General features: G+C 65.1%; 8 protein-coding genes. 6 read left to right on the forward strand and 2 right to left on the reverse strand.

Going from position 1 to position 13,239, the window contains the following annotated elements; all coding sequences use genetic code 11:
* Positions 1-19: 19 nt before the first annotated feature.
* Both pilB and OU994_RS06945 read right to left on the reverse strand, forming a co-directional pair.
* Complete coding sequence (gene pilB / locus OU994_RS06940) at positions 20-1,705, reverse strand: type IV-A pilus assembly ATPase PilB (RefSeq protein WP_281610153.1); 1,686 nt, start codon at positions 1,703-1,705, stop codon at positions 20-22.
* 176 nt (positions 1,706-1,881) lie between these two features.
* A complete protein-coding gene (locus OU994_RS06945; protein ID WP_281610154.1) occupies positions 1,882-3,153 on the reverse strand; it encodes an HlyC/CorC family transporter in 1,272 nt (423 codons plus the stop codon).
* A 202-nt stretch (positions 3,154-3,355) separates the two neighbouring features.
* Here OU994_RS06945 and OU994_RS06950 point away from each other — a divergent pair, with 202 nt between their 5' ends.
* The 6 genes from OU994_RS06950 (at position 3,356) to OU994_RS06975 (ending at position 12,833) form a co-directional block, all read left to right on the forward strand.
* Positions 3,356-4,894 (forward strand): carboxylesterase/lipase family protein, encoded by a 1,539-nt coding sequence (locus OU994_RS06950; RefSeq protein ID WP_281610155.1) that lies wholly within the window; start codon positions 3,356-3,358, stop codon positions 4,892-4,894.
* Positions 4,895-5,020: 126 nt separating this feature from the next.
* Positions 5,021-6,499, forward strand: coding sequence for a xanthine dehydrogenase small subunit (gene xdhA, locus OU994_RS06955; protein WP_281610156.1), 1,479 nt, complete (start codon positions 5,021-5,023; stop codon positions 6,497-6,499).
* Positions 6,500-6,509: 10 nt separating this feature from the next.
* The gene (xdhB, locus tag OU994_RS06960; protein WP_281610157.1) at positions 6,510-8,864 is read left to right on the forward strand and encodes a xanthine dehydrogenase molybdopterin binding subunit; all 2,355 of its coding nucleotides are present in this window, start codon (positions 6,510-6,512) and stop codon (positions 8,862-8,864) included.
* Positions 8,865-8,996: 132 nt separating this feature from the next.
* Complete coding sequence (xdhC, locus tag OU994_RS06965; protein WP_281610158.1) at positions 8,997-10,013, forward strand: xanthine dehydrogenase accessory protein XdhC; 1,017 nt, start codon at positions 8,997-8,999, stop codon at positions 10,011-10,013.
* Between the two features lies 1 nt (position 10,014).
* Positions 10,015-11,325, forward strand: coding sequence for a guanine deaminase (gene guaD, locus OU994_RS06970; protein ID WP_281610159.1), 1,311 nt, complete (start codon positions 10,015-10,017; stop codon positions 11,323-11,325).
* A gap of 26 nt (positions 11,326-11,351) precedes the next feature.
* Positions 11,352-12,833 carry an adenosine deaminase gene (locus OU994_RS06975; RefSeq protein ID WP_281610160.1) on the forward strand — a complete coding sequence of 494 codons (1,482 nt, stop codon included), beginning with the start codon at positions 11,352-11,354 and terminating at the stop codon, positions 12,831-12,833.
* The last annotated feature ends 406 nt before the right edge of the window (positions 12,834-13,239 follow it).

The following is a 13,239-nucleotide window of genomic DNA, read 5'->3' on the forward strand; positions in this document are numbered from 1 at the left end:
TTGATTCCTGTCCTGAGTCCTATTCGTTGGTGCAGCCCAGCACTTCTTCCAGGCTGGTCAATCCCGCCTTCACTTTCACCAGGCCGGACTGGCGCAGCGATTTCACGCCTTCGGCCTGGGCCTGGGCGGCGATCTGCATCGCGTTGCCGTGCGCCAGGATCAGCGCCTCGATGGCCGGGCTGATCGGCATGATCTGGTAGATGCCCACGCGTCCCTTGTAGCCGGAGCCGTTGCACCGTTCGCAGCCCACCGGGCCGTACGGCTTCCAGCTGCCGTCGGCTTCCTCGGCGCGGAAACCGGCGCTGATGAGCTTGTCCGGGGCGATGTCCAGCGGCTGCTTGCAGCCGCACAGCCGGCGCGCCAGCCGCTGCGCCGTGATCAGGATCACCGACGAGGCGATATTGAACGGCGCCACGCCCATGTTCATCAGGCGTGTCAGCGTGGAGGGCGCATCGTTGGTGTGCAGCGTGGAGAACACCATGTGGCCCGTCTGCGCCGCCTTGATGGCGATATCGGCGGTTTCCAGGTCGCGGATCTCGCCGACCATGATGATGTCCGGATCCTGGCGCAGGAACGATTTCAGCGCCACCGGGAAGGTCAGCCCGGCCTTGTCGTTCACGTTCACCTGGTTCACGCCGGGCAGGTTGATCTCGGCCGGATCTTCCGCCGTCGAGATATTGATGCCCGGCTTGTTCAGGATGTTCAGGCAGGTGTACAGCGACACCGTTTTGCCCGAGCCCGTGGGGCCCGTGACGAGCACCATGCCGTACGGGCGCTGGATCGCATCGAGCAGCAGCGCGCGCTGTTCCGGTTCGTAGCCCAGCGCATCGATGCCCATCTGCGCCTGCGTGGCGTCGAGGATACGCATTACGGTCTTCTCGCCGAACAGCGTAGGCAGCGTGGAGATACGCAGGTCGAGCGTCTTGGTGGGCGACACGATCAGCCGCATGCGGCCATCCTGCGGCACGCGCTTTTCCGAGATGTCCAGGCGGGCCAGCACCTTGATGCGCGATACCAGCTTGTCCTTGATGGCGATCGGCGGCTGCGCGTGTTCGACCAGCACGCCGTCGACGCGGAAGCGGATCCGGTAGAACTTCTCGAACGGCTCGAAGTGCAGGTCGGAGGCGCCCATGTTCACCGCATCCATCAGCATCTTGTTCAGGAAGCGCACGATCGGCGCATCCTCGATATCGGTGGCCGGCGCCTCCGTTGCCGCCGCTTCCTGGTCTTCGGCGAACTGGATCTCGCTTTCCGCGCCGGCCAGTTCGTCCATCAGCTGGGCGCTGCTCTTGCCGAGCTCGTGCAGCAGCCGCAATAGCGCATCGTGCGGCACGATCACCGGTTCCACCGCCGATTCGGTCTGGAACTTGATCTGGTCCAGCGCCTGCGTGTTGGTGGGATCGGAAATCGCCACCGACATCTTGTTGCCCCGCTTGGCCAGCGCCACCACGCGGCCGCTCTGCATCAGTTTTTCGTCGATGATCTTGTGGGGCAGCGCGGCCACGCTGATCGCGTGCAGATCCAGCATCGGGTAGGCGAACGTTTCGGAGCAGAAGGCGGCCAGGTCGCGCGCGCCGATGATGCCGCTGCCGAGCAGCACGTCGATGAAGGGCTGCTTGTCCGTGCCCGCGCGCTTTTGCAGCGCGTCCGCCTGCGCGGTCGTCAGGCGGCCGGCCTGTACCAGGACCCGTGCCAGTCCCGGCATGGGCGCCGCTGACGCCGTCGTGGGTTGGACTGCTGCCATAAGAGAAACTGAATGCGGAAACTAGAGTGAGGACACTGGAATGGCACCGATGAAACCAACAAGAACAACAGGGGAACGGTGGAGATAATCAAGTGATGATGCCTGTGGGCATCACTTTTGTAAAGCGTTCCGCGCGCTCACAGGTGTGTCAATTTGGCGACTTTCACGCGCTGGTTTTGCACTTGTACAACCTCCATGATGCAATTGCCAATGCGCACGCAGATCGGCGCATCGGGAATGTCCTGCAGGTATTCAAGCAGCAAGCCGTTCAGTGTTTTCGGCCCGTCCAGCGGAAAGTTTAATCCCAGCCGCTTGTTGATGTCGCGCAGCGCGGTACTGCCCTCGAGCAGGCAGGTGCCCGCGCTGTCCCAGCCGAACGCCTCGGGCCGCGGCGCGGAGGGTGCCGGCGTGGTGAATTCGCCAATCATTTCTTCGATGATATCGTCCAGCGTCACGAGGCCTTGCACCTCGCCGTACTCGTCGACGATGATCGCCAGCCGTTCCCGGCGGTCCTGGAAATTCTGCAGTTGCGCGAACACGGCCGTATCCTGCGGAATGAAATAAGGCGCGGACAACAGGGCGCGGATGCGTTCCGCGGTGAGCTCGTCTTCCTCGTTCAGCAGCGAAACGGCCCGGCGCACGTGCAGGATGCCGGTGATGCCGTTGATCTCGCCATCGTGGACGGGCAGCTTGGTGTGCCGGCATGCCGTCAGCTGCCGCCGGATTTCGCTGGCGGGCAGGGCGAGGTTGAGCGCCTCGATCTGCGCGCGGGGCGTCATCACGTCCTCGACCGAGATCTTGTCGAGGTCGAACAGGTTGAGCAGGATGCTGCGGTGCTGCTGCGGCATGAAATTGCCCGCTTCCAGCAGCAGCGAGCGCAATTCGTCGGCCGACAGTCCCGCCTCGTGGGGATTGGCGGCCGGCTTGACGCGGAAGGCGCGCAGCAGCGTTGCCACGAACAGGTTGACGAACCAGATCAGCGGCCCGGCCGCGCGCAGCAGGGGGCGCAGCACGAGGCTGGCCGGCAGCACCACCTGGTCGGCATAGCGGGCGCCGATGATCTTCGGCGCGATCCCGGTCAGCACGATCAGCGCGAACACCGCCACGCCGGTCGAGACCATGATCACCTGTTCATCGAGGCCGAAGCGGTTGATGGCGATCGCCGTCACCAGCGCGATGGCCATGGCGTTCAGCAGCGTGTTGGCGATCAATACCAGCGACAGGAGGCGCTCGGTCCGTTCCAGCAGCCACAGCGTGGCCAGCGCACGGCGGCTGCCGCGTTTCGCTTCATGGCGCAAACGGAACCGGTTGGCCGCCATCAGGGCGGTTTCGGCCATCGCGAAAAAAGCCGACAGGAAAATCAGGCAGGCGAGTACAGCGAGCTGTACCCATAAGGGAATGTTGTCCAAAGCGTGGGCAAGTGTCGCGGCAGGCGCGGCCGCAGAGCTGCAAATTCTACGGGATCGATGTCTCTGGTGCAACTAGACGCATTGCAGGCAAAGAGCGGTGCTCTTTGAAACCCCTGCAATGCCCCCCTGACACGGGCTCTGCTGGTGCACCAGGTGGGGATAGCGCTATCATCACGTTAACAACCACAACGGGAGACAACACATGAAAGCAGCCTCCGCCGGCATCCTGCTGGCCGCCGCAAGCACGCTCGCCCAGGGCGCCGCGCCCGTCACCACCGTCAAGGTCGAAGGCGGCCGCATCGAAGGGCGCATCGAGGATGGCGTGCGCGTCTTCAAGGGCATTCCGTTCGCCGCGCCGCCGGTCGGTGAGCTGCGCTGGCAGGCCCCGCAGCCGGTGCGGCCGTGGCAGGGCGTGCGCGAGGCGGTGGACTTCGGCAACCGCTGCATGCAGCTGCCGCTGTATTCCGACATGGTGTTCCGCTCGCCCGGCCAGTCCGAGGATTGCCTGTACCTGAACGTGTGGGCGCCGGCCAGCGCTGGCGCGGGCAAGAAGGCGCTGCCGGTGCTGGTCTATATCCACGGCGGGGGCCTCGCCACGGGCGATGGATCGGAGCCGCGCTACGAGGGTGCGGCGATGGCGAAGCAGGGTATCGTGGCGTTGACGATCAATTACCGTCTCGGCGCGTTCGGCTTCCTCGCCCATCCGGAGCTGACGGCCGAGAGCAAGTACAAGGCGTCCGGCAACTATGGCCTGATGGACCAGTCGGCCGCGCTGGCGTGGGTGAAGAAGAATATCGCGGCCTTCGGCGGCGATCCGGCGCAGGTGACGATCGCCGGCGAATCGGCCGGTTCGTATTCGGTCAGCGCGCAGATGATCATGCCGATGTCGAAGGGCCTGTTCGCGCGCGCCATCGGCGAAAGCGGTTCGGTGCTGGGCCGGCGCGGCGCTCCGCCGCTGGCGGAAGCGGAAAAGCAGGGCGCGGCGTTCGCGCAAGGCGCCGGCTTCGCCACGCTGAAAGAGCTGCGCGCGGCGCCGGCCGAAGCCCTGCTGGAAGCGCAGGCCAAGCCGGGCGTGCCGTGGTTCGGCATCGTCACCGATGGCCACGTGTTCGACCGCGCGCCGCTGGACACCTACGCGCAGGGCCGCCAGGCGAAGGTGCCGCTGCTGGCCGGCTGGAATTCGCAGGAAATGCACGCCGGCGCGATCCTGGAGAACCAGGAGCCGACGCCGGAACGCTTCCAGGCGGTGTTGAAAAAGTTCTACGGCGACGATGCGGCGGCCGCGGCCCGCGTGTATGACTACGACGTGGCCGATGCCGCGCGCGACCTGTCGAGCGACCGCTGGATCGTCTACGGCACGTGGAAATGGATCGACCTGCATGCCAAAGCGGCACCGACGTGGCGCTATTACTACAGCCGCCCGCGGCCGGCCACCGTCGATGGCCAGCCGGCGGCCACCGGTGCGGCCCATTCGGCGGAGATCGAATACGCGATGGGTAACCTGGACGGCAACAAGGTGTATGCCTGGACGGACGAGGACCGCGCCGTGTCGCGCACCATGCAGGGCTATTTTGCCAACTTCATCAAGCATGGCGATCCGAACGGCGCCGGCCTGCCGGCCTGGCCGAAGGCCACCCAGCCGGGTGCCAGCGTGATGCGGCTCGACGTGCAGTCGGGGGCCTACGATCCGCAAGACCGCGCGCGCTTCGAATTCCACGACCGGCAGGCCGCGAAACCCTGATCTTGCAATCGGCACGGCCGGAAAGTTGCTTCATGCTGTTTGGGTGATAAGGCTCATCACCAATATGTTATAGGTGGGTTGGTCGCGAATGTTAGTCTTACAAACTGATACCACCGCGAGGCCAACATGTCCGAACCGATCCGCTTTTACTTCCGCGGCGCCGTGCACGAAGTGCAAGGCGCCGATACCACGCAAACCGTGCTCCAGCACCTGCGCGAAGACCTGCATTGCACCGGCACCAAGGAAGGCTGTGCCGAGGGCGATTGCGGTGCCTGTACCGTCGTGGTCGGCTCCCTTGTCGATGGCAAGGTCGAGCTGAAAGCCGTCAATTCCTGCATCCAGCTGACGCCCACGCTGGACGGCAAGGCCCTGTTCACCGTCGAGGACCTGCAGCAGCCGAACGGCGACCTGCACCCGGTGCAGCAGGCACTGGTCGAATGCCACGGTTCGCAATGCGGCTTCTGTACCCCGGGCTTCGCCATGTCGCTGTGGGGCATGTACCTGAAAGTGGAAGGCCGCACGCCCGAGCGGAAAGAGATCGACGATTGCCTGTCCGGCAACCTGTGCCGCTGCACCGGCTACCGTCCCATCATCGATGCCGCCCGCCGCATGACGGAACTGCCGGCCGTAGATTTTGATACCACCGGACTGGCCGAACAGCTGCAGGCACTGAAGCGGGACAAGCTGTCCACGTACGCCGCCAACGGCCAGACGTTCCACGCTCCGCGCACGCTGGAAGAACTGGCGCAGCTGCGCGCCGAGCATCCCGCCGCCACGCTGCTGGCCGGCTCCACTGACGTGGGCCTGTGGATCACCAAGCAGATGCGCGTGCTCACCGACATCATCTACCTGGGCCACGTCGAAGCACTCAAGAGCGTGACGCTGGATGCTGCGTCCCACGACCGTCCTATGCTTGAAATCGGCGCCGGCGTCGCGCTGGACGAAGCCTACGGCAAGCTGTGCGAATACTACCCGGCCGAGCTGTCCGAACTGCGCCAGCGTTTTGCCTCGCTGCCGATCCGCAATGCCGGCACCCTGGGCGGCAACGTGGCCAACGGTTCGCCGATCGGCGACTCGATGCCGTGGATGATCGCGCTGGGCAGCGAAGTGGTGCTGCACAGTGCCGCCGGCGACCGCACGCTGCCGATGGACGCGTTCTACCTCGACTACATGAAGAAGGACATGCGGCCGGGCGAGTTCGTGCGCGCCGTGCGCGTGCCGCTGCCGCGCGCCAATGTAGCGTTCCGCACCTATAAACTGGCCAAGCGCTTCGACCAGGACATCTCGGCCGTGTGCGCCGCCTATGCCTTCGAACTCGATGGCGGCAAGGTCGTCGATGCCCGCATCTGCTACGGCGGCATGGCCGGCACGCCAAAACGCGCCGCGCAGGCTGAAGCCGTGCTGAACGGCCGCGTGTGGAGCGAAGAAGCGCTGGTCGAAGCGATCGCCGCGCTGGCGCAGGATTACGCGCCGCTGACCGACATGCGCGCCTCCAGCACCTACCGCATGCGCACCGCGCAAAACCTGCTGCGCCGCTTCTGGCTTGAAACCCGTATCGATGCGCCGCTGGCGAATGCCGACGTGAACGCCTTTGCCGCTGCCTGAGGAGACACCCATGAACCATCCCGCCATCCCCGAACTGAAGGCCGCCATCCCCGAGCTGGCAGGTGCCGCATGGTCCGGCGTCGGCCTGTCGCGCAAGCATGAATCGGCCGAGCTGCACGTGCTGGGCCAGGCTACCTACACGGACGACATCCCCGAGCTGCAAGGCACGCTGCACGCCGCGCTGGGCCTGTCGACCAAGGCGCACGCCAACATCACCGCCATGGACCTGGAGCCGGTCAAGAACTCCCCGGGCGTGGTCGCCGTGTTCACCGCCACCGATATCCCCGGCGTCAACGACATGGGCCCGATCATCCATGACGATCCGATCTTGTCGCCCGGCCTGGTGCAGTACGTGGGCCAGCCGATCTTTGTCGTGGTCGCCGACACGCACACCAACGCGCGCCGCGCCGCCCGCAAGGCCGTGATCACGTACGACGAACTGCCGGCCATTTTCACGCCGCAGCAGGCGAAAGCCGCGGGCTCGTACGTGCTGCCGCCGATGAAGCTGCTGAAGGGCGATGCGCAGGCCGCGTTCGAGCGCGCCCCGCGCAAGGTCAAGGGCGAACTGTTCGTCGGCGGCCAGGAGCAGTTCTACCTGGAAGGCCAGATCTCGTACGCGATCCCGAAGGAAAACCGCGGCATGTTCGTGCAGTGCTCCACCCAGCACCCGAGCGAGATGCTGCACCTGGTCGCGCATGCGCTGGGCCTGAATTCGCACAATGTGACGGTCGAGTGCCGCCGCATGGGCGGCGGCTTCGGCGGCAAGGAATCGCAGTCCGCGCTGTGGGCGATCTGCGCCTCGCTGGCCGCGTTCAAGCTGAAAGTGCCGGTCAAGCTGCGCGCCGACCGCGACGACGACATGATCGTCACCGGCAAGCGCCACTGCTTCTTCTATGAGTACGAAGTGGGTTACGACGACGCGGGCCGCATCGTTGCCGCCAAGGTGGACATGACGTCGCGCGCCGGCTACTCGGCCGACCTGTCCGGCCCCGTGGCGACCCGGGCGATCTGCCACTTCGACAATTGCTACTACCTGTCCGATGCCGACATCCGTGCCGGCGCCGGCAAGACCAACACGCAGTCGAACACCGCGTTCCGCGGCTTCGGCGGGCCGCAGGGCGCGATCGCGATGGAATACATCATCGACGAGATCGCCCGCGAACTGGGCAAGGATGCGCTGGATATCCGCCGCCTGAATTTCTATGGCACCGACGAGCGCAACGTCACGCCGTACGGCCAGCTCGTCGAAGGCAACGTGCTGCCGGAACTGACCGCGCGGCTGGAAGCCACCAGCGAATACCGCGCGCGCCGCGAAGCCATCGAGAAATTCAACGCCACCAGCCCGGTGCTGAAGAAGGGCCTGGCCTTCACGCCGCTCAAATTCGGCATCGCGTTCAACGTCACGCACCTGAACCAGGCCGGCGCGCTGGTGCACGTGTATGTCGACGGTTCGGTGCTCGTCAACCACGGCGGTACCGAGATGGGGCAGGGCGTCAACACCAAGGTGATGCAGGTGGTGGCCCACGAACTGGGGCTGGACATGTGCCACGTGCGCATCACCGCCACCGATACCAGCAAGGTCGCCAACACGTCGGCCACCGCGGCATCGACCGGCGCGGACCTGAACGGCAAGGCGGCGCAGGATGCCGCCCGGCAGATCAAGGAACGGCTGGCCAAGTTCGCCGTCGAGCAGCATGGCGGCGATGTGGCGTCGGTGCGCTTCGAGGACGATCACGTGCATGTCAACGGCCAGGCTATCCGCTGGCACGTGCTGGTGGGCCAGGCCTACCTGAAGCGCGTGCAGCTGTGGTCGGACGGCTTCTACGCCACGCCGCACCTGTCGTGGGATCCGAAGTCGATGAATGGCCATCCATTCTCGTACTACGCGTTCGGCGCGGCGGTCTCCGAAGTGATCGTCGACACGCTGACCGGCGAATGGCGCCTGCTGCGCGCCGATGCGCTGTACGACGCCGGCAAGTCGCTGAACCCGGCCATCGATATCGGCCAGGTCGAAGGCGCGTTCATCCAGGGCATGGGCTGGCTCACCACCGAGCAGCTGTGGTGGAATGCGAACGGCAAGCTGATGACGCACGCACCATCCACGTACAAGATCCCCGGCATTTCCGATTGCCCGGGGGACTTCCGCGTGAACCTGTTCGAGCAGCCGAACGTGGCCGACAGCATCCACCGCTCGAAAGCGGTCGGCGAACCGCCGCTGCTGCTGCCGTTCTCGGTGTTCTTCGCCATCCGCGACGCCATCTCCGCCGTGGGCAACCACCAGGTGAACCCGCCGCTGAACGCCCCCGCCACCAGCGAGGAAATCCTGCGCGCGATCGATGCCGTGACCGCGAAAGTTGCAAATTAATCTGTGCTTGTCACCGTTTTCACCCCAAAGCAAAACCCGGGGTCAGACCCGGCGGGTCTGACCCCAGACTCTGCACTTGGGGTGCTGGTAAGTGAATCAGGGCATTTGACTACCCTGGTTGAGGATTGAATCATGAACGAATGGCTGACGACAACCACCGCACCGGCGGTGCTGGTAACGGTGGCGCGGGTCGAGGGATCGGCGCCGCGCGAGCCGGGGGCGAAGTTCCTGGTCACGCAGCGATCGCTGCACGACACGATCGGCGGCGGCCACCTGGAACTGCGCGCGGTGGAGATCGCCCGCGAGATGCTGGCCGCCGGTGCCACCGAGGTGCGCAATGAGCGCTTCGGCCTCGGCCCCAGCCTGGGCCAGTGCTGCGGCGGCGTCGTCTGGCTGCTGTTCGAACCGGTGACCGATTCCGTCGCCGAAGCGCTCACCGTACTGCGTGGCGACAGGACCAGCGACTTCTGGCGCGTCGCGTCGATCGCCGGCCGGCCACGCAACGCGGTGTTCGATGCGGAAGGCGCGCTGGTTGCCGGCGAGGTCGATGTGCCGCGCCACTTCCCGCGCCACTTCCCGCGCACCTCCAGCGCCATCGTGCTGCCCGAGGGCTGGCTGGTCGATCCGGTCGCGGCGCCGGCGGCGCACCTGGTGCTGTTCGGCGCCGGCCACGTGGGTGCCGCGATCGTGCGGGCACTGGCGGAGCTGCCGTGCACCATCACGTGGGTGGACGAGCGCGACGACATGTTCCCGGCGCAGGTGCCCGCCAACGTGATCGTCGAGGCGACCGATACGCCGGAAGCCGTGGTAGCATCGGCTCCACCCGGCGCCAGCTACCTCGTGCTGACCCACAGCCATGCGCTGGACGAGCGCCTGTCCGCCGCCATCCTGGCGCGCGACAGCGTGGGCTGGTTCGGCCTGATCGGCTCGAAAACCAAACGGGTGCTGTTCGAACGCCGGCTGCTGGCGCGCGGCTTGCCGGCGGAGCGCATCGATGCGATGGTCTGCCCGATCGGCGTGCCCGGCATTACCGACAAGGCACCCGCCGCCATTGCCGTCTCCGTGGCGGCACAATTACTGATGACCTGGGAAGCGCAGGCGCACGCGGCCGCCGCGATGCCACGCCAACCCGCCCTGCAAGAGAACTGACATGCAAACCACCCCGAACGTGCAGGCCTACCGCGCCGGCCTGCTGACCTTCCATGCCGACCCGGCCTTCAGCGAGCGGGCCCATTCCTGGTACGAGGATGGCCTGCTGATCGTTGCCGATGGCAAGATCCAGGCCGCCGGCGACTGGGACAAGCTGCGCGACACGCTGCCGCCCGATACGCCGGTGACGGATTACCGCGGCAAGATCATCACGGCCGGCTTCATCGACGCCCACATCCACTACCCGCAGACCGACATGATCGCCTCCCCGGCGCCGGGCCTGCTGCCATGGCTGGAGCAGTACACGTTCCCGACCGAGCGCGCGTTCGCCGACCCGGCCCATGCGGCTGGCGTCGCCGAATTCTTCCTGGATGAGCTGATGCGCGTGGGCACCACCACGGCGCTGGTGTATTGCACGGTGCACCCGCAATCGGTGGATGCGTTCTTCACCGCCAGCGAAGCGCGCGGCCTGCGCATGATCGCCGGCAAGGTGATGATGGACCGCCACTGCCCGGACTTCCTGTGCGACACGGCCGAGCGGGGCGCCCTCGAGTCGGAAGAGCTGATCGGGCGCTGGCACAACCACGGCCGCTCGCAATACGCGATCACGCCCCGTTTCGCGCCCACGTCCACCGAGGCGCAGATGGAGCTGGCCGGCGCGCTGGCCCGCAAGTACCCGGACACGTATCTGCAGACCCACGTGTCGGAAAACGAGGATGAGTGCAAGTGGGTGCAGCAGCTGTATCCGAACGCGCGCAGCTACCTCGACGTATACGACCACTACGGCATGCTGCGCCCGCGCGCCGTGTTCGGCCACTGCATCTGGCTCGATGGCGAAGACCGCGCCCGCATGGCGGAAACGAAATCGGCCGCCGCCGTGTGTCCCACGTCGAACCTGTTCCTGGGCAGCGGCCTGTTCGATTTCGAGGAAGCCGACAAGGCCGGCATGCCGATGGCGCTGGCCACGGACGTCGGCGCGGGCACGTCGTTCTCGATGTTGCAAACGATGAATGAAGCCTATAAAGTAGCGCGCTTGAAAGGCAGCTACCTGCCCGCGCTGCGCATGTTTTATTTGTCGACGCTGGGCGCCGCGCGCAGCCTGCACCTGGACGGCACGATCGGCAGCCTGGCGGCCGGCAACGAGGCCGATTTCATCGTGCTCGATCCGCAGGCCACGCCGTTGCTGGCGCGCCGCACGGCCCGCACGGAAAGCCTCGAGGAGATGCTGTTCGCGCTGGCCCTGCTGGGCGACGACCGCGTGATCGCGGCCACGTACTCGGCCGGCAAGCGGGTGCACCAGCGGGAGAGCTGACTTTCTCACCTTCACGAGAGAGTCCCATGCAAACAGCAGTCAACACCCGTCGCATCCTCGCCGCCGCCCTTGCCGCGGCCTTCGCCTTTGGCGCGCAGGCAAAAGGCGGCAACGAAGACATCGTCAAGCGCCATTTCGCCTCGCTGGTCGCCAGCCCGGCGAAAACGGCGGAACTGACGATGTTCATGACGATGATGCCGAAGGGCGGCGACCTGCACCACCATTACTCCGGCGCGATCTATGCCGAGCAGTACCTGGAGTGGGTGGACCGGCAGGGGTACTGCGTCAACAAGACCAATTTCAGGATCACCAGCGACAAGGCGGCCGTGGAAGCGGAGCGGGCCAAGCCCAACGGCCTGCGCACCTGCGTCTCCGGCGCCGACCTGGTGGCCGACAACGACACCTACCGCAAGCTGCTGCAAAAGTGGTCGACCCTGGACTTCCACAACCATTCGGCCGACCAGGCGCCGCCGGACCAGACTTTCTTCGACACCTTCGGCTACTTCGGCCCGGTGGCATCGACCAATACCAATGAAGGCCTGCGCACGTTGAAGCAGCGCGCGATCGCCGAGAACCTGGCGTACATCGAGACCATCTTCGAGCTGGCGCCGATGACGCCGGACGAAGCGTTCGACAAACTGTTCACCACGCCGAACCTGCCACCGGCGCAGCTCGAAGCGTACATGACGCATTTTGCGACCGTGCTGGAAAACATTCCTTCCTTCCAGCGTGGCATCACCGACTACATCGCCAATGTGGAAAAGAGCGCCGCCGGCATCGACGACGAGCGCTTCACCATGCGCTACCAGCCCTACGTGCTGCGCTTCCTGTCGCCATCGGCCGTGTTTTCGCAAATGCTGGCCAGCTTCAAGCTGGCGCAGGCCAGTCCGCTGATCGTCGGCGTCAACATCGTCGGCCAGGAAAGCCTGCACGTATCGATGCGGGACTACAGCCTGCACATGCAGATGTTCCGCTTCCTGAAGGCGAAGTACCCGGACGTGAAGACGGCACTGCATGCCGGCGAATTGCGCCTGGGGATCGTGCCGCCGGAAGGGCTGACGTTCCACATCGGCGAAGCGGTCAATGTCGCCGGCGCCAACCGGATCGGCCACGGCATCGACATCGCGCATGAACGCAATGCGCTGGCGCTGATGAAGACGATGCGCGAGCGCCGCATCCCCGTCGAGGTCAACCTCACCAGCAACGAGTTCATCCTGGGCGTGAAGAACGAGGAGCATCCGGTCGAGCTGTACCGCCGCTATGGCGTGCCGTTCGTACTCTCCACGGACGATGCCGGCGTCACCCGCCACAGCCTGTCGAACGAATACGTGCTGTTCGCCACGCGCTACAAGACCGATTACGCGGAGGTGAAGAAACTGTCGTACGACAGCATCCGCTATGCCTTCCTGGCGGACAGCGACCGCAAGCGGCTGCTGAAGCAGCTCGATGAACGGTTTGCCAGGTTCGAGGCGGAAGTTGCCGGCGCACTGCCGGCTGGCAAGCAGTAAAGGTTGTTGACGGGAAGGCGCCGCGATGGCGCCGACTTTCTCTTTATTCCCGGTAACTTCTTTTTTGTTGGCGATCCCTGCTGCAATGGCCGGGATCGGCCCCGAGCCATCGGCGATCTTGATTGTTTTGCTTTCAATCCTGCCAACTCTGTGGCCTTTGCGCTACATTTCTGTAGTACGCAAGCACCGTTTTTATTATTTCTAAATGAAATAATTTCACGCAATCGTGCCGCACTTATAATCCCGCCGTCAGCCATCCCCGAGAGTAAACACGACGTTTAACGAGCGATACCCACCCGATTTATTTCGCGTGCGTATAAATCCACTTGTTAAATCGAATTTGTCACCGTTTTGACGCTCATGCATAGTTGATCGGAAGCTATGTCATTTTAGCTGCGCGCCGGTC

Source organism: Pseudoduganella sp. SL102, from assembly GCF_027856995.1.
GTDB classification, from domain to species: domain Bacteria; phylum Pseudomonadota; class Gammaproteobacteria; order Burkholderiales; family Burkholderiaceae_D; genus Rugamonas; species Rugamonas albidiflava.

Coding starts and splice junctions, on each gene's coding strand:
- xdhB (WP_281610157.1), top strand. CDS start 6,510: ATGAACCATCCCGCCATCCCCGAACTGAAGGCCGCCATCCCCGAGCTG.
- xdhA (WP_281610156.1), top strand. CDS start 5,021: ATGTCCGAACCGATCCGCTTTTACTTCCGCGGCGCCGTGCACGAAGTG.
- xdhC (WP_281610158.1), top strand. CDS start 8,997: ATGAACGAATGGCTGACGACAACCACCGCACCGGCGGTGCTGGTAACG.
- guaD (WP_281610159.1), top strand. CDS start 10,015: ATGCAAACCACCCCGAACGTGCAGGCCTACCGCGCCGGCCTGCTGACC.
- pilB (WP_281610153.1), bottom strand. CDS start 1,705: ATGCCGGGACTGGCACGGGTCCTGGTACAGGCCGGCCGCCTGACGACC.
- OU994_RS06950 (WP_281610155.1), top strand. CDS start 3,356: ATGAAAGCAGCCTCCGCCGGCATCCTGCTGGCCGCCGCAAGCACGCTC.
- OU994_RS06975 (WP_281610160.1), top strand. CDS start 11,352: ATGCAAACAGCAGTCAACACCCGTCGCATCCTCGCCGCCGCCCTTGCC.